This is a genomic window from Myroides phaeus (assembly GCF_009799805.1).
GTDB classification, from domain to species: Bacteria; Bacteroidota; Bacteroidia; order Flavobacteriales; family Flavobacteriaceae; genus Flavobacterium; species Flavobacterium phaeum_A.
Genome location: NZ_CP047050.1, coordinates 820,679 through 837,097, shown reverse-complemented (window position 1 = coordinate 837,097; position 16,419 = coordinate 820,679). Strand labels below are relative to the sequence as shown.

The 16,419-nt window shown below is 33.2% G+C and carries 12 protein-coding genes and 1 tRNA gene; 6 read left to right on the top strand and 7 right to left on the bottom strand.

The window, feature by feature from the left end:
* The first annotated feature begins 29 nt into the window (after positions 1-29).
* Positions 30-2,954: an insulinase family protein gene (locus GQS07_RS03840; RefSeq protein ID WP_158209684.1), complete on the top strand. Its 2,925-nt coding sequence runs from the start codon at positions 30-32 to the stop codon at positions 2,952-2,954.
* A 479-nt stretch (positions 2,955-3,433) separates the two neighbouring features.
* On the opposite strand, the gene mfd is transcribed toward GQS07_RS03840, so the two are convergent.
* Both mfd and GQS07_RS03830 read right to left on the bottom strand, forming a co-directional pair.
* Entirely contained in the window at positions 3,434-6,793 is a 3,360-nt protein-coding gene (gene mfd / locus GQS07_RS03835) for a transcription-repair coupling factor (protein ID WP_158209683.1), read from the bottom strand.
* Positions 6,794-6,805: 12 nt separating this feature from the next.
* A complete protein-coding gene (locus GQS07_RS03830) occupies positions 6,806-7,402 on the bottom strand; it encodes a hypothetical protein (protein WP_158209682.1) in 597 nt (198 codons plus the stop codon).
* A 163-nt stretch (positions 7,403-7,565) separates the two neighbouring features.
* Here GQS07_RS03830 and GQS07_RS03825 point away from each other — a divergent pair, with 163 nt between their 5' ends.
* The gene (locus GQS07_RS03825; RefSeq protein WP_158209681.1) at positions 7,566-8,519 is read left to right on the top strand and encodes an L-threonine 3-dehydrogenase; all 954 of its coding nucleotides are present in this window, start codon (positions 7,566-7,568) and stop codon (positions 8,517-8,519) included.
* A 254-nt stretch (positions 8,520-8,773) separates the two neighbouring features.
* Here GQS07_RS03825 and GQS07_RS13675 read toward each other — a convergent pair whose 3' ends face one another.
* Entirely contained in the window at positions 8,774-8,944 is a 171-nt protein-coding gene (locus GQS07_RS13675; protein WP_199269106.1) for a hypothetical protein, read from the bottom strand.
* Positions 8,945-9,069: 125 nt separating this feature from the next.
* Between GQS07_RS13675 and GQS07_RS03820 the strand changes: the two genes are divergently transcribed.
* The 3 genes from GQS07_RS03820 to GQS07_RS03810 all read left to right on the top strand — a co-directional run bounded on the left by GQS07_RS03820 (position 9,070) and on the right by GQS07_RS03810 (position 11,186).
* Positions 9,070-10,356, top strand: coding sequence for an aldehyde dehydrogenase family protein (locus GQS07_RS03820; RefSeq protein ID WP_158209680.1), 1,287 nt, complete (start codon positions 9,070-9,072; stop codon positions 10,354-10,356).
* A gap of 29 nt (positions 10,357-10,385) precedes the next feature.
* On the top strand, positions 10,386-11,027 hold the full coding sequence (locus GQS07_RS03815) for a trimeric intracellular cation channel family protein (RefSeq protein WP_158209679.1): 642 nt from the start codon (positions 10,386-10,388) through the stop codon (positions 11,025-11,027).
* A gap of 85 nt (positions 11,028-11,112) precedes the next feature.
* Positions 11,113-11,186: transfer RNA gene (locus GQS07_RS03810), tRNA-Asn, on the top strand.
* 596 nt (positions 11,187-11,782) lie between these two features.
* Here the strand turns inward: GQS07_RS03810 and radA are convergent.
* The 4 genes from radA to panC all read right to left on the bottom strand — a co-directional run bounded on the left by radA (position 11,783) and on the right by panC (position 15,466).
* A complete protein-coding gene (gene radA / locus GQS07_RS03805; protein ID WP_158209678.1) occupies positions 11,783-13,153 on the bottom strand; it encodes a DNA repair protein RadA in 1,371 nt (456 codons plus the stop codon).
* A gap of 134 nt (positions 13,154-13,287) precedes the next feature.
* Positions 13,288-14,250: a YbhN family protein gene (locus GQS07_RS03800; protein ID WP_158209677.1), complete on the bottom strand. Its 963-nt coding sequence runs from the start codon at positions 14,248-14,250 to the stop codon at positions 13,288-13,290.
* 4 nt (positions 14,251-14,254) lie between these two features.
* Positions 14,255-14,605 (bottom strand): aspartate 1-decarboxylase, encoded by a 351-nt coding sequence (gene panD / locus GQS07_RS03795; RefSeq protein WP_090404303.1) that lies wholly within the window; start codon positions 14,603-14,605, stop codon positions 14,255-14,257.
* Positions 14,606-14,617: 12 nt separating this feature from the next.
* Entirely contained in the window at positions 14,618-15,466 is an 849-nt protein-coding gene (gene panC, locus GQS07_RS03790) for a pantoate--beta-alanine ligase (protein WP_158209676.1), read from the bottom strand.
* Positions 15,467-15,576: 110 nt separating this feature from the next.
* Here panC and GQS07_RS03785 point away from each other — a divergent pair, with 110 nt between their 5' ends.
* Positions 15,577-16,380: a glycogen/starch synthase gene (locus tag GQS07_RS03785; protein ID WP_158209675.1), complete on the top strand. Its 804-nt coding sequence runs from the start codon at positions 15,577-15,579 to the stop codon at positions 16,378-16,380.
* Positions 16,381-16,419: the final 39 nt, after the last annotated feature.

Below are 16,419 nucleotides of genomic sequence, written 5' to 3'. Positions count from 1 at the left end.
GTAATTACTTACAAAAAACACCAAGGTATATGAAAAAAAGGTATTTACTTTTTGGTTTTATATTTTCTATGAGTGCTTCTTTACAAGCTCAATATAAAACTGTTACAAAGAAAGATGCAAACGGATTTACATATGAATACGTTGAAAATGACCCATCAAAGGCAAGAGTTTATACATTAGGTAATGGACTAAAGGTTTATTTAGCTCAAAATCACGACGAACCACGTATTCAAACTTATATACCTGTTAGAACTGGATCTAATAATGACCCTGAAGATAGTACTGGTTTAGCTCACTACTTAGAGCATATGGTATTTAAGGGAACTTCTAAATTAGGAACTGTAAATTGGGAAGTAGAGCAAGAGTTGTTAAAACAAATTTCTGATCTATATGAGCAACACAAAGCAGAAACAGATCCAGAAAAGAAAAAAGAACTTTATAAAAAAATAGATGCTATTTCTAAAACTGCATCTCAATATGCTGTTGCAAATGAGTATGACAAAGCTGTTGCTTCAATTGGAGCATCAGGAACAAATGCTCATACTTGGTTTGATGAAACAGTATATAAAAACGTTATCCCATCTAACGAATTAGAGAAATTCTTAGTTGTTGAGAAAGAGCGTTTTTCTGAATTAGTATTGCGTTTATTCCATACGGAATTAGAAGCAGTATATGAAGAATTCAACAGAGGACAAGATAATGACTATTGGGCTTCACACGAGGCTATGATGGCTTTATTATTCCCAGAATCTCACTACGGTACACAAACTACTATCGGTACTTCTGAGCACTTGAAAAACCCTTCAATGGTTGCAATTCACAATTATTTCAATCAATACTATGTTCCTAATAATATGGCAGTAGTATTAGTTGGTGATTTGGAATTTGAACCTACAATTAAGTTGGTAAATGCGTATTTCGGTTCTATGAAAAAAGCAGTACAACCTACTGAGTATGTAGCACAAGAAAAACCATTAACTAAGATTCAAGTTAAAGATATTTATAGCCCACAAAGTGAGCGTGTTGAAATTGGTTTCCGTTTAGGAGGAGTTAAAACACAAGATGCTGTTTACTTGAATTTAATTGATATGTTGTTAAGCAACGGTCAAGCAGGGTTAATTGACTTAGACATTAACCAAAAACAAAAAGCATTATATGCAGGAAGTTCTCCAATGGTTATGAAGGACTATTCTGTTCACCAATTAACAGGTATGCCAAATGAAGGACAGACTGTAGAAGAGGTGAAAGACTTGTTATTAGGTGAGATTGAGAAATTAAAAAGAGGAGAGTTTGACGAATGGTTGTTAGAAGCTGTAGTTAATGATTTCCGTAAAAACTCAATGCAAGCTTTAGAGAGTAATGATGCAATGGCAACTGAAATGTACCAAGCTTTCATTCATGGAAGAACTTGGGAAGAGGCTGTTTCTGATTTAGAAAGAATGTCTAAAGTAACGAAGCAAGACGTTATTGACTTTGTTAAGAAAAACTACGCAGATAACTATGTTGTTATTTACAAGCGTCAAGGGGAGAACAAAGACTTAGTACGTGTTGAAAATCCTGGTATTACACCAATTGACTTAAACAGAGATAGCGAATCTAAATTCTATTCAGACTTTAAAGCAATCGGAGTTGAAGAAATTAAACCAGTATTTGTAGATTTCGATTCTGCTATTAAAAAGGATAAGATCGGAAAAGTAGGAGGGAAATTATATTTTATTAAGAATACAACAAATGAACTTGCTACAGTAACTTATATTACTCCAATTGGATCAGATAATGACAAAAAATTATCTTTAGCAATTAGCTATTTAGACTATTTGGGAACAAGTAAATACTCTGCTGCAGATATTAAGAAAGAGTTTTACAAATTAGGTGTTGAGTACAGCTTAAATGCAGGTACAGATAAAACATACATTACTTTAAAAGGTCTTAAAGAAAATATCCCAGCTGGTATTAAATTATTAGAGCATTTGGTAACTGACGCTAAAGCTGATGCAGACGCTTATGCTAATATGGTTGACCAAATTTTAAAAGCTCGTTTTGATGCAAAATCAAGCAAGGGAGGAATTCAAAGAGCGTTAAATAGCTATATTGTTTCTAACGGTGAGTTAAGTAGATTTAAAGATATCTTAAGCGAAAAAGAACTTAAGAATATCAAACCAGAAGAATTAGCTTCATTAGTACGCGGATTCTTTGATTATAATCAAGATGTTTTCTACTACGGAAATGATTTGAAAAATACTCAAAAAGCTATTGTAGATAACCATAATTTAGGAAAAGGTAAAAAAGTACCTGCTGCTAAAGTATATGCTGAGCCAGCTACAGACGGAACATTGTATTTTGCTCCTTATGATATGGTACAAGCTGAAATTTCTTATAGAGGTAGAGAGCATAAGTTTGATAAAAACTTATTAGCTACGAGTAATGTATTTAACAACTATTTCGGAGGAGGAATGGCTTCTGTTGTTTTCCAAGAAATTCGTGAGTCTAAATCATTAGCTTATTCTGCATATGCATATTATATGAATGCAGGTAAAGCTGATAAACACAACTACGTAATGGCTTATGTAGGTACACAAGCAAACAAATTGCCTCAAGCTGTTGATGCAATGATGGAGTTGATGAATGATATGCCACAAGCAGAGAATCAATTTGAGAATGCTAAAAACTCTGTGTTGAAAAGTATCGCTACACAACGTTATACAAAAGCTCAAATATTCTACTATTGGTTGTCTTTACAAGAAAAAGGAATTGATTATGATATCAACAAAGATATCTTTGGTCAAGTTGAAAAAATGTCAATGACAGATTTAGTAGATTTCTTTAATAAATACGTAAAAGGTAAATCGTTTAACGTTGGTTTATTAGGTAAGAAAGAAAATCTTGACTGGGAAGCAGTTAAGAAAATGGGTAATGTAAAAGAGTTGAGTTTAGAAGACTTATTCGGTTACTAAGATTCGTTTAAATAAATATAATCCCCTAAGGAGTTATCTTATAAACTCTTTAGGGGATTTTTTGTGTTTATAGGTGAAAGGTCAATTGCTAAATAGGGAGTGTTAGAAAGGCTATAAGTACAATAGACTGAAGATAAGTAGAAAGCGGAAAAGCATTGTTTTTTTGAAGGTTATTGTTGCTTTAAGAGAGCTTTGGATAAGGGTAAACACTCTTATTCAAGACAAGTTTGTGATATGTATAGATGGAGGTGTTTCTATTCCTCAGGTATGTATAGTAGAGAGGAAAAGATAGTTCTGTTTTATTTCAGATGAAATTTTAATAGTGTACAAGGTTGTTTTTCAAAGCGTAAGAACAAGCGGTGTAATTAGGGATGGCAAAGTATAAAAAAATATTGCAACTGATTGTTACCTATTGTATTAATGTTTTTTTCAACATTGAGGTAGCAATCAATTGCAATAAATGAATAGACTATTAACGTCTAATTATCTTTGTCTAATAATTCAGCCATTTCTAAGGCCTGTTTGATAGATTTAATATTCTCAAAAGTTAGTAATAACCTCAAACCTGTTTTGGTTTGTTTTTCTTTCATTTTGCACAAATTAGCGTGTTGCTGTACAAATAATAGGGCTTTTCTAAACTTAGAAGATTGATAGTATTCAGATTGTTGGTCTCCTAAGAAGTAACAAATCATTTTACCTTGTTTTAAGACTACTTTTTCAATCCCCATATTAGAAGCGTGCCATTTTATTCTAAGGCTGTTTAAAAGGGCTATAGCTTGCTTAGGAAGAGGTCCGAATCGGTCAATCAATCGTTGTTCGTATTCTTGAAGAACTTTTTCTGTTGTAATTGTACTTAACTCATTATACAGATTTAGTCGTTCAGTAATATTGTTGATATATTCATCAGGGAACAGAATTTCGAAATCAGTATCAATTTGAGTGTCTTTTACAAACACTTTGTTTTCTTCTGTATTCTCATCAGCGTATAAGTCTTTAAACTCGTTTTGTTTTAATTCCTCAATAGCTTCTTGCATAATCTTTTGATAGGTTTCAAAACCGATTTCATTGATGAAACCACTTTGTTCACCTCCTAAGATATCTCCTGCTCCACGAATTTCTAAATCCTTCATCGCAATGTTTAATCCACTACCAAGTTCACTAAATTGCTCTAAAGCCTGTATTCTCTTACGAGCTTCTTCTGTCATTGCAGAATAAGGAGGGCAGATGAAATAACAGAACGCCTTTTTATTACTACGACCTACACGACCTCTCATCTGGTGTAAGTCAGAAAGTCCAAAGTTATTTGCATTATTGATTAGAATGGTGTTGGCATTCGGTACGTCTAAACCACTTTCAATGATTGTTGTAGCAACTAAAACGTCAAATTCCCCATTCATAAATGAAAGCATTAACTCTTCAAGCTTTTTACCTTCTAATTGTCCGTGACCAATACCAACTTTAGCATCTGGTACAAGGCGTTGAATCATTCCAGCAACTTCGCGGATATTTTCAATTCGGTTGTTGATAAAATAAACTTGTCCCCCTCTTTCAATCTCATAAGCAATAGCATCTCTAATAATCTCTTCATTAAATCCAATTACATTAGATTCAATCGGATATCTATTAGGTGGAGGAGTCGTGATGATAGATAAGTCACGTGCAGCCATTAAAGAGAACTGTAACGTTCTCGGTATCGGTGTAGCTGTAAGAGTTAGTGTATCTACGTTCTCAGATATTGTTTTCAACTTATCTTTCACGGCAACCCCAAACTTTTGTTCTTCATCAATAATTAATAAACCAAGGTCTTTGAATTGTACACCTTTGTTTACTAATTGATGCGTTCCGATTAAGATGTCGATTTGCCCATCAGCTAAGTCTTGTAAAATCTCTGTTTTCTGTTTTGCTGTACGGAATCGATTGATATAAGAAACGCGTACAGGCATATCTTTTAAACGCTCTGTAAAAGTTTTGTAATGTTGGAACGCTAAGATAGTCGTAGGTACTAATACGGCAACTTGTTTACCGTTATCCACCATTTTAAAAGCAGCTCTAATAGCTACTTCTGTTTTTCCGAAACCAACATCTCCACAGACTAATCTGTCCATAGGGCGGTCAAGCTCCATATCAGCCTTTACTTCTTGCGTTGCCTTTTCTTGATCAGGAGTATCTTCATAGATAAAAGAACTCTCTAATTCGTGTTGTAAATAACTATCAGGATGACATTGGAATCCTTTTTGTAAACGACGTTTAGCATATAATTGAATTAAATTAAATGCAATGTGCTTAACGCGTGCTTTTGTTTTGTTTTTAAGGGTTTTCCAAGCACTTGAACCTAATTTATGAATCTTTGGTACAGAGCCGTCTTTTCCGTTGTATTTTGATATTTTGTGAAGTGAATGTATGCTTACGTAAACAATATCGTTATCTGCATATACTAACTTAATAGCTTCTTGCGTTTTCCCTTCAACCTGTATTTTTTGTAAACCTCCGAATTTTCCGATACCGTGGTCTATATGAGTAACATAATCGCCAACAGAAAGAGAATTAAGCTCTTTGATGGTGATTGTTTGCTTCTTAGTATAACCGTTTTTAAGGTTAAACTTGTGGTATCGTTCAAAAATTTGGTGGTCAGTATAGCAAGCAATTTGTTTTTCATCGTCAATAAACCCTTCAAAAAGTGGCATAACCACAGTTTTAAAAGATTTAACTACAGCAGTTTCTTGGTCATTTTTTAAAGACTCAAAGATTTCTCTAAATCGTTTAGCTTGGTTTTCATTTGAACAATACAAGAAATTAGTATAGCCATTGTCAGTATTTTCATTTAGATTCTGAGCTAATAAATCAAATTGTTTGTTGAATGAAGGTTGAGGTTTAGTATGAAACTCAATTACTTTTGTTGGTTTGATGATTTTTGTATCGTCAAGTTCAAGATAAGTAAGAAGCTCTATTTTCTTTACAAAAGTTTGTCCATCCATAAACATATCTTTTGGTTCACGGTGGCTTAAATCTTTGTTTAACTTGTCAAAAACAGTAGTTGCTTTTTCAAACAAACGTTCTAATTGGTCAATAATAAACGCTGTGTTTTGAGCAAATATGACTGTTTTTTCAGGTATGTAGTCTAAGAAACTCTCTCTTGATTCTTGAGAGAACTTGTTTTCTACATTTGGAATAATTGTAATTTTCTTTTGTTTATCTACAGACAATTGTGTTTCCACATCAAAAGTACGAATGCTGTCAATTTCATCCCCAAAGAATTCAATTCGATAAGGATTGTCATTTGAGAACGAGAAAACATCAATAATTCCTCCACGTACTGAGAACTCACCGGGTTCGGCAACGAAGTCAACACGTTTAAAGTTGTATTCAAAAAGTATTTCGTTGACAAAGTCGATAGACATTTTGTCTCCTAAGTTTACTTTTAAGGTATTTTTCTCTAAGACTTTTTTAGTAACTACCTTTTCGAAAATAGCTTCAGCATAAGAAACAATGATAGCAGGTTTCTTACGAGAGCTTATTCTGTTAAGAACTTCAGCTCTAAGCAATACATTGGCATTGTCCGTTTCTTCAATTTGATACGGGCGTCTGTATGAACCAGGGTAGAATAAAACGTCTTGTTTATTGATTAAAGTTTCAAGGTCGTTCAAATAGTAAGCAGCTTCTTCTTTATCGTTAAAAATCAATAAAAAAGGCAATTCTGATTGAGCGAATATACTTTCAATTTGAAAAGAGATTGCAGAACCAACTAATCCTTTAAGTTGTATTTTACTTCCAAGTTTTTGTATTTCTTGGACTACTTGTTTAGTATTTGTTGATTCTTGAAACTTTTGTTTAATATCCATTCTTGTAGTCGATTAATTTGTAGTTGTTGGATTTGCTCTTCGCTCAGTGCTAATAGCCTCTAACATTTCTTCTTCTCCAATTTCTTTAGGAACTCTATTTTTAATAAGGTTTTCCTCCATTTGGTCAAATAATAACTTAATGCTATTATTCACTTGTTTCAGATCTTTGTCTAAGCGATCAATCTCAATCGGTTCTTGAATAATAAAGAGATGTAAGTTATTTAGTGACGTTTGTAAAAGAGTAATTCTTGCCTTAACATCAGGAAGATTTATTTCTTCGGGCATTTTTTGGTAAGATAAAGAAGATAACTTTTGAGTTAATACATCAGCTTTCTTTTGGAATGCTCCAATTGTAGTTACTGGCTTTAAACTAAGTTCTTGTCTAAATTCTTGCCACGCTTTCCAATCATCTAATAAAGGTTTAAGTTCATTAGACGGTTTAGGAAGAGAGAACTTCCAATTATTTTTTAAGAAAGCAAAAACGCTGTCTTTGTGTTGAGATATTTTTATTTCTTGTTCCTTTTCGAACTTTTCTTCGTCTTTACAAGATGTTGTTAGTAAAGAAATAGAGAAAAGTATTAAGAATATTGCAAGAAGCGACTTTTTCATGTTTCACGAGTTTAGATGCCAAATTTACAAAGTTCTATTATAATTGTAGCATAGGGATACTCAGTTTGTTATATAAGTTATAAAGTTGCTTTAAGATTTATCACAATTATTGATTTGTTATTATACTTAGTTTATATTTGTGTACTTTAAAATATGTGAAACAATGGGAACCAAAATTCTTATCATTGGAGCTTGTGGACAGATAGGTTCTGAGCTAACAATCAAACTAAGAGATGTTTATGGAAGTAATAATGTAATTGCTTCTGATATTAGAGAAGGGAATAGTGAACTTATGAACTCCGGCCCTTTCGAAGTATTAAATGCTATGGATTTTGATGCAGTTTCCTCCGTTGTTGAAAAACACAAAATTGACGAAGTTTATTTAATGGCAGCTTTGTTGTCTGCAACAGCTGAAAAGAACCCTGCATTTGCGTGGGAATTAAATATGAATTCGTTATTCCATGTTTTAAATCTTGCAAAAGAAGGAAAGATTAAGAAGATTTTCTGGCCTTCATCTATTGCAGTTTTTGGACCAACAACACCTCGTCATAATACGCCTCAATATACAGTTATGGAGCCAAGTACTGTTTACGGTATTTCAAAACAAACAGGAGAGCGTTGGTGTGAGTACTACTTCAATAAATATGGAGTAGATGTTAGAAGTATTCGTTACCCAGGATTAATTTCTTGGACTACACCTCCAGGGGGTGGTACTACAGACTATGCAGTAGATATTTTCTACAAAGCAATTGAAAACAAGCATTATGACTGTTTCTTATCTGAGCAATCAGCTTTACCAATGATGTATATGGAAGATGCTTTAAATGCTACAGTAGGGATTATGCAAGCACCGAAAGAGAATGTTAAGATTCGTTCTTCATATAACTTAGGTGGTATTTCGTTTACTCCAGAGCAAATTGCAGCTGAGATTACGAAACATATTCCAGACTTTACAATTGAGTATAATCCAGACTTTAGACAAGCAATTGCTGATAGCTGGCCTGCAAGTATTGATGATACTTCAGCACAACAAGATTGGGGTTGGAAACACAAATATGATTTATCTTCTATGACAGAAGTGATGTTAGAAAACTTAGGAAAAGTATTAAAGAAGTAATTTTCTATAAATAATGAAAAGGCCAGTATAAAAATACTGGCCTTTTTTTATTTCTTAAGACTTTTAAAGACTAATTTATACAGTGGTATAATAACTATAATTAATGCGATTATTAGCATTATAGTAGTTACAAGATCATTCACAAGCTGCTGTGATCTTATTAATAAAGCAGTTATAAAAACAAATGCTCCTAATAAGAGGAATTGTAAATTTTTATTCATCATATTCTTATTTGAAAGAACAAAAGTAGTCTATTAGTTTAATTTATTGAATAAATAGATTACAATAGGGCTAATAATCATTACAAATGAGATAGTTATAATGAAATAAGCTGTTTGAGCATTTACGATATCAAACAAGTATAGAGCGAAAGCAAGTATAAACAAGGCAATTCCTCCTAATAAAATGTAAGTGTTTTTTTTCATGGTTGATTTCAAAAAGTGTAGTCTAATTTACGCCAATATTATATTTACCACAAATTTTAGAAAGCATAAGTTCGCATTTTCTAAAACTATTAGTAATTTTATTGGAAATAAAATATTCTATAATTATGAAACAAAATGTTGTATTAGAACAAGCGAATAGTGCTTTTTTATCTTGGAAGAAGTTAAGCATAGATGAAAGAATAGATTATTTAACTAAGGTAAATGAGAAGCTTCTTCAGAACAAAGAAGAATATGGTAAGTGTATGACTTTAGATATGTACAAACCAATAAAGCAATCTGTTGCTGAAGTAGAGAAATGTTCTAAGCTTATTCAATATTATATTGACAATGGGAAAGAGATTTTAAAAGGGCGTACAATAAAAACAGATTGGACAGAGACTTATACAGTAAACGATCCATTAGGTGTGATTTTAGGTGTAATGCCTTGGAACTTTCCTTTTTGGCAAGTGTTTAGATTTGCAATACCAACGTTATTAGCAGGAAATACAGTTGTTGTAAAACACGCAAGTAATGTGCCGTTGTCAGCAAAGGCGTTGGAAGAATGCTTTACAATTGACGGTGTAGATCCTGTTTATTTCAATATTACAATTCCGGGAAGAGAAGTTGAAAAGTTAATTGAGAGTTCTTATGTAAAAGGAGTTTCGTTGACAGGAAGTGAAGCAGCAGGTAGTTCTGTTGGTAAGAAAGCAGGGGAGTTGATTAAGCCTGTGGTATTGGAATTAGGAGGAAGTAATGCATTTATTGTTTGTGAAGACGTTGATGTAGATACTATTATTCCAATTGCGGTAAATGCACGTTTTCAAAATACAGGACAGAGTTGTATTGCAGGAAAACGTATGTTAGTTCACAATAGCATAAGAAAAGAGTTTACAGAAAAATTTGCTGAAGCAGTTAAAAAGTTGTCTTTTGGAGATTTAATGGATTATAATACAGGATTAGGCTATATGGCCCGTCCTGATTTAGCAGACGAATTAGCGGAGATTATGAATAAATCTATAGCGATGGGAGCTACATTAGTTGCAGGTGGTAAAGTAGAAGGGAATAAGTTTGAGCCTACTATCTTAGCAGATGTAACGAAAGATATGCCAGCGTTTAAAGAAGAAACTTTTGGACCATTAGCAGCTATTGTTGGTTTTGATACATTTGAAGAAGCAGTTGAATTAAGTAATGATTCTCGTTTTGGTCTTGGAGTTGCTATGTTTGGCAAAGATATTGAGTTCCTAAAATCGAAAGTAAGCGAGTTTGATGAAGGAGCTGTTTTTATCAATGAAATGGTAATATCAGATCCACGAGTACCTTTTGGAGGAAATAAGTTCTCTGGTATAGGACGAGAAATGGCTGCAGAGGGACTATTGTCATTTGTAAATAAAAAGTCGGTTATTGTAAAATAAAAAATAGATTTCATTAAGATAAGTTATATATGACTACTACGTTTTTGAATTTTTGGTCTTCCATAAGCTTTGTAGATATAATAGAATTTTTGGGTACTTGTGCGTTTGCGATATCTGGAATTCGTATGGCATCAGCTAAAAGTGTCGATTGGTTTGGAGCTTTTGTTGTAGGGTTTGTTACCGCAACAGGAGGAGGAACTTTACGTGATCTTTTATTAGGTGTTACTCCTTTTTGGATGCTATCAAGTGTCTATGCTTGGTGTACAGTTTTGGCTTTAGGAGCAGTTATTTTGTTTAGTAAACAATTAGTACGTCTCAACAATACATTCTTATGGTTTGACAGTATTGGATTAGGTTTGTTTGTAGTAGTAGGAACAGAAAAAACGATTGGTTTAGGTTATCCTTTTTGGGTAGTAGTTATTATGGCAACCATAACAGGTATAGTAGGAGGGATGGTAAGAGATATCTTAATTAATGAGATTCCTGCTATTTTTAGACAAGAATGGTATGCGTTAGCTTGTATTTTTGGGGTTATGATATATTATTTTTTAGCTTTTATAGGGTTAGATGAAGTTTTTGTTCAAGTGAGTACAGCAGTAGCTGTTTTTGTAATTCGCTTGCTTGCAACCCGTTATAAACTGGGGCTTCCGACACTAAAGAATGAAGTGTAAAAAAGTTAGAGGTTTTTGTGATTTTTGTTTGTATAAACTAAAAATCATACTATATTTGCACTGCAATAAAGGTAGAAAATAACCTTCCTCCTTAGCTCAGTTGGTTAGAGCATCTGACTGTTAATCAGAGGGTCCTTGGTTCGAGCCCAAGAGGGGGAGCATTCAAAAAGCCAGTCGTAAGACTGGCTTTTTTTATTTTACACCATTTTGTACTCTTATTTATAAATCTATTTTTTATAATCTTATTCGCAATTTAGGATAAGGTGCTAAATTTAGGGACTTAGTATAAAGATTTCTTTTCTATAAGAAAAAAAGTAAACCAAGATTAAAATATAATGCATTGAATTGTTCTTGCAATATAGAACGTATTAAAGTGTAGTTTTAATTGTACCATGTTCGACACATCTCCCACTCAAGTACCACAGAGGTTCGGAAAACAAGCCTTTTTCCCGAAGGTGTGTGGTAGTTATGTGGTACTTGTCTGAAACAAGTATCAAAGAAGTCCATAATGATAATACAATTTAACTTACATAAAGATATTAAAAAGGTATATGGCTTAAGTTGGTTTATGTAGAGTTAATAATTACTCTAATGATTGAAATACGAACGCTTTTACTAAAACCGTCAATGTAAAAGTAAAGCACTTTAGACCAATTTTTTTATTGATTCGAATTTTGTGTGTGTAAAAAAAGCCTCAACTATGCAGTTGAAGCTTTTATATAATATTTTATGTAAGTGTTATTTGAAAAGATTACTTAACCAAATAAATGTTCAACTACATCTTCTATTTTAGTAACTAAAATAACTTTTATTCCTGAGCCTGTATAGCCTATTTTGTTGTATTTAGAAACTAAAATTTGAGTAAATCCAAGTTTTTCTGCCTCTTGAATACGCTGATCAACACGATTAACAGGTCTGATTTCTCCAGATAAACCAACTTCCCCAGCAAAAGTTACTCCTTTGTCAATAGAAATATCTTGATCGGAAGAAAGGATAGATGCAACTACCCCTAAGTCAATTGCAGGATCATCAACAGTAATTCCTCCAGTTATATTTAAGAAAACGTCTTTTTGTCCTAACCTAAAGCCAGCTCTCTTTTCTAAAACAGCTAAAATCATATTTAAGCGCTTTAGATTGTATCCCGTAGCACTACGTTGAGGTGTTCCGTAAACGGCTGTGCTAACTAATGCTTGTACTTCTACCATTAAAGGGCGCATACCCTCTAATGTTGCGGCAATTGCTGTTCCTGACAATTCTTCGTCTTTGTGAGAGATAAGTATTTCAGAAGGATTTGAAACTTCCCTTAATCCACTGCCTTGCATTTCGTAGATACCTAATTCAGCCGTAGAACCAAAACGGTTTTTATTAGCTCTTAAGATACGATACACGTGATTTCTATCCCCTTCAAATTGTAATACCGTATCAACCATATGCTCAAGCATTTTAGGTCCGGCAATACTTCCATCTTTTGTAATGTGGCCAATAATTAAGACAGGAGTTCCCGTTTCTTTAGCAAACTTTGTCAATTCAGCCGTACATTCTTTAATCTGAGAAACGGTACCTGCAGAAGATTCAATGTAATCTGTGTGCAAAGTTTGAATAGAGTCGATGATCAACACATCAGGTTGAATTTCTTCTATTTGTCTAAAGATATTTTGTGTATTAGTTTCAGTCAGAATATAACAATTGTCATTTACAGGATTAATACGTTCTGCACGCATTTTAATCTGTTTTTGACTTTCCTCTCCAGATACATAAAGTGTTTTAAAAGGTAAGCGAAGAGAAATTTGCAATAAAAGAGTACTCTTACCAATACCAGGTTCACCACCCAATAAAACCATTGATCCAGGAACCAAACCACCTCCAAGAACGCGATTTAACTCATAGTCTAATGTATTCATTCGAATTTCTTCCGTACTATCAATTTCTTTAACACGTAAAGGTTTTGCTACTCTTTTTGTTGTAGAACCAGACGTTGTTGCAGCCTTCCATCCTGTTTTTTCTTCTTTTTGAATAACCTCTTCAACAAGAGTATTCCACTCTCTACACGTAGGACATTGTCCCATCCATTTAGGAGTTTGAGCCCCGCAACTTTGACAGAAAAAAGCTGTTTTTACCTTTGCCATTCTTTTCGATTTTGAACTAAAGTACAAATTTAAGTTTTATATCAACGACCACACTTATGCAATCAAGAATAAAATATAATTAGGTTAGGGGTAATTCAGGTAAGAATAAGTGACGAAAAATAATATTATCTGTATTATTTTTTCTTGTAATAAATAGGGAGTAAAATAAAAGATAGTGCCCCAAAAACAACGACAATAGCTGTTTGTGTTGTCCAAAGTATCCAACCAAACGCAGTACCCGCTACGGCAGATACGCTAAATAAAAGCAATAGTTCAGAGATGACTAACGGAAAAGCTCCAAACCCACCATTTGTAAAAGAAACAGCGAAACTACCAGCGACAAAAGCAGACATCACCATAGGTAAAGATTGTGGTGTAGTTTCTTCTAAAGCGTGCATTCCAAAGTAAAAAGTAGCGATATATCCGCCCCAAATTAAGAAAGTATGGAAAAGGAAACCAGTGCGATGAGGCATCTTAAAAATGCTACTAACCCCCTCGATGAGTCCTTTTAGCTTTTTCTTGATAAATAAGATTACTTTCCATTTAACATATAGAAAAACGTAGATACCAATGGCAAAACAAGCTAAGAAAAGTAAACCAATTATTCCGAGTTTTTCAATTGGGACATAGCGCAATAAGAAATCTTTTAAGACATCATATTGTAAAATAAGCGCTACAAAAACACAAATAAGGAGACAGATTAGATCAATTACTCGTTCAGAGACAATACTTCCAAAACCTTTGTCAAAAGGGACTTTTTCATATTTCTGAAGAACCAGCGCTCTCGATACTTCCCCAGACCTTGGCACAGTTAGATTCATTAAATAGCCAATAGATATGGCCATAAAATTCGTTGTTGTAGAAATAGAGTATCCCATAAAGTTTAGGGCATATTTCCAACGATAAGCACGAGCCCAAAGGCTCAATAAAGAAAAGACTGAAGCGATAATGATATAATTGTAATTAGCACCTTTAAAGTGCATCATCATCTCTTCAATCTGTTCAGATGTAAATTTATTATAAGCGTAATAAACCAAAAAAACTCCCAGCAAAAGTGGGAGTAGAATATTAATTATTTTACTTATTTTTTGTTTCAAACAATTAAGTTAAAGAGTTCGTTTCTTCATTAGGGAAAACAATAGAAGGCTTAAATTTCTTAGCCTCTTCAAAGTCTAAAATACCATAAGAAATAATGATAACGATATCTCCTTTGTGCACTTTACGTGCGGCAGGTCCATTTAAGCAGATTTCTCCACTATTTCTTGGTCCTGGAATTGCGTAAGTTTCAAAACGTTCACCGTTGTTGATATTTACAATTGAAACTTTTTCACCTTCAATCATATTGGCAGCTTCTAAAAGAGCTTCATCAATTGTAATACTTCCAATATAGTGTAAATCTGCTCCTGTTACGGTTACACGGTGAATTTTAGATTTTACTACTTCAACTTGCATTTCGCTTGAGTTTTAGTTAAATGATAAATTGTCGATTAATCGAACACCTTCGATATGAGCAACTAAGAAACCTCTATAATTTTTACCAGCTTCTTTATTCAAAGCTGTTTTTAAAGTGTCTTCTTCTGCAATTGTAAAGTATTCGAGTTCAAAGTTAGAATTATTTTTAAATTCAGTATCAACAAATTGGTTAACTTTTTCTACGCTTTCGGTTTTAAAAAGTTCATTAGCTTGTTTTAAAACTTTGTAAAGGAAAGTAGATTTTTGCAATCCCTCTTGAGAGACTCTTTCGTTGCGAGAACTCATTGCTAATCCGTCAGTTGCTCTAAAGATTGGCACTCCCACGATTTGAACAGGGATGTTGTTTTTTTCAACAAGTTTGCGAATAATCTGTAATTGTTGAAAATCTTTTTCACCAAAATAAGCTTTATTCGGTAGAACTAATTCAAACAATTTCTTTACGATAGTTCCGACACCATCAAAATGTCCAGGTCTTTGTGCCCCTTCCATTTCGTGTTCAAGTCCATCAAAGTCAAATGATTGGGCTACAGTATTTCCACCATACATTTCATCTACTGTCGGTGCAAATATTACAATTTGATTAGAAAGAGACTTCACTTTCTCCACATCTCTTTCTAATGTACGTGGATATTTTTCTAAATCCTCAACATTGTTGAATTGAGTAGGATTCACAAAAATACTAACAACCGTACATTCATTTTCATTTAATGATTGTTCCATTAATGAAAGGTGCCCGTTGTGAATGGCCCCCATTGTTGGTACAAGACCAATTGCTTTATTAGCTTCGCGAAATGTATTTAAATGCGCTTGTAATTCAGCTTTAGTACTAAAAAGAAACATTAGCTTCGAGTTTAAAATAATGGCAAAATTAGTTATTTAGAAAATAACTCGCTAAAATTTCGTAAATTTGCGTTGTTTATTTATTTCAAATACAGAAATTATAATTGAAGATGAAAGAAAAGAGGATATTATATGTATCATCAGAGGTAGTGCCATATTTAGCAGAAAATGAAGTTTCTTCTATGTCATATGATGCACCTAAAATGATAAATGACCAAGGAGGCCAGATAAGAATTTTTATGCCAAGATACGGTAGCATAAATGAAAGAAGACATCAATTGCATGAAGTTATTAGATTATCAGGAATGAATCTTGTGGTTAATGATATGGACATGCCGTTGATTATTAAAGTCGCTTCAATTCCGAAAGAAAGAATTCAGGTTTACTTTATCGATAATGATGAATATTTTAAAAGAAAATCAACTTTCACAGACGAAGATGGAAACTTATTCGTTGATAATGATGAGAGAGCAATTTTCTTTACAAAAGGAGTTATCGAAACAATTAAAAAATTAAATTGGGTCCCTGACGTAATTCACGTTCAAGGATGGATGGCTTCATTATTGCCAACGTATTTAAAACACTATTATAAAGATGAGGCTATCTTTTCTGATACGAAAGTAGTTACTTCTATTTTTAAAGAAGGCTTTAGTGGCGTTTTAAGTGACAATATGAAAGAAAAAGTTGCATTTGATGAACTTCCTGAAGAAATTTTGGAAGATTTCTCAACTCCAACTTATGAGAACATTATGATTAATGCTATCAAAAACTCTGATGGAGTGATAATTGCATCAGAGGAAGTAAGTTCAAATTTAACAAAATTTATCGAGTCTTCTGAAAAACCTTTTTTACCTTTCGTTCCGAAAGATGAATTTGCAAAGGCATACACTGAGTTTTATCAAAAGTTTTTGTAGAAAACATCTTCAGAAGAAAGTAATAACCAAACATACAGG

Excerpts from the sequence above, each read along its gene's own strand:
- GQS07_RS03840 (WP_158209684.1), top strand. The coding sequence starts at position 30 with ATGAAAAAAAGGTATTTACTTTTTGGTTTTATATTTTCTATGAGTGCT.
- mfd (WP_158209683.1), bottom strand. The coding sequence starts at position 6,793 with ATGGATATTAAACAAAAGTTTCAAGAATCAACAAATACTAAACAAGTA.
- GQS07_RS03830 (WP_158209682.1), bottom strand. The coding sequence starts at position 7,402 with ATGAAAAAGTCGCTTCTTGCAATATTCTTAATACTTTTCTCTATTTCT.
- GQS07_RS03825 (WP_158209681.1), top strand. The coding sequence starts at position 7,566 with ATGGGAACCAAAATTCTTATCATTGGAGCTTGTGGACAGATAGGTTCT.
- GQS07_RS13675 (WP_199269106.1), bottom strand. The coding sequence starts at position 8,944 with ATGAAAAAAAACACTTACATTTTATTAGGAGGAATTGCCTTGTTTATA.
- GQS07_RS03820 (WP_158209680.1), top strand. The coding sequence starts at position 9,070 with ATGAAACAAAATGTTGTATTAGAACAAGCGAATAGTGCTTTTTTATCT.
- GQS07_RS03815 (WP_158209679.1), top strand. The coding sequence starts at position 10,386 with ATGACTACTACGTTTTTGAATTTTTGGTCTTCCATAAGCTTTGTAGAT.
- radA (WP_158209678.1), bottom strand. The coding sequence starts at position 13,153 with ATGGCAAAGGTAAAAACAGCTTTTTTCTGTCAAAGTTGCGGGGCTCAA.
- panD (WP_090404303.1), bottom strand. The coding sequence starts at position 14,605 with ATGCAAGTTGAAGTAGTAAAATCTAAAATTCACCGTGTAACCGTAACA.
- panC (WP_158209676.1), bottom strand. The coding sequence starts at position 15,466 with ATGTTTCTTTTTAGTACTAAAGCTGAATTACAAGCGCATTTAAATACA.
- GQS07_RS03785 (WP_158209675.1), top strand. The coding sequence starts at position 15,577 with ATGAAAGAAAAGAGGATATTATATGTATCATCAGAGGTAGTGCCATAT.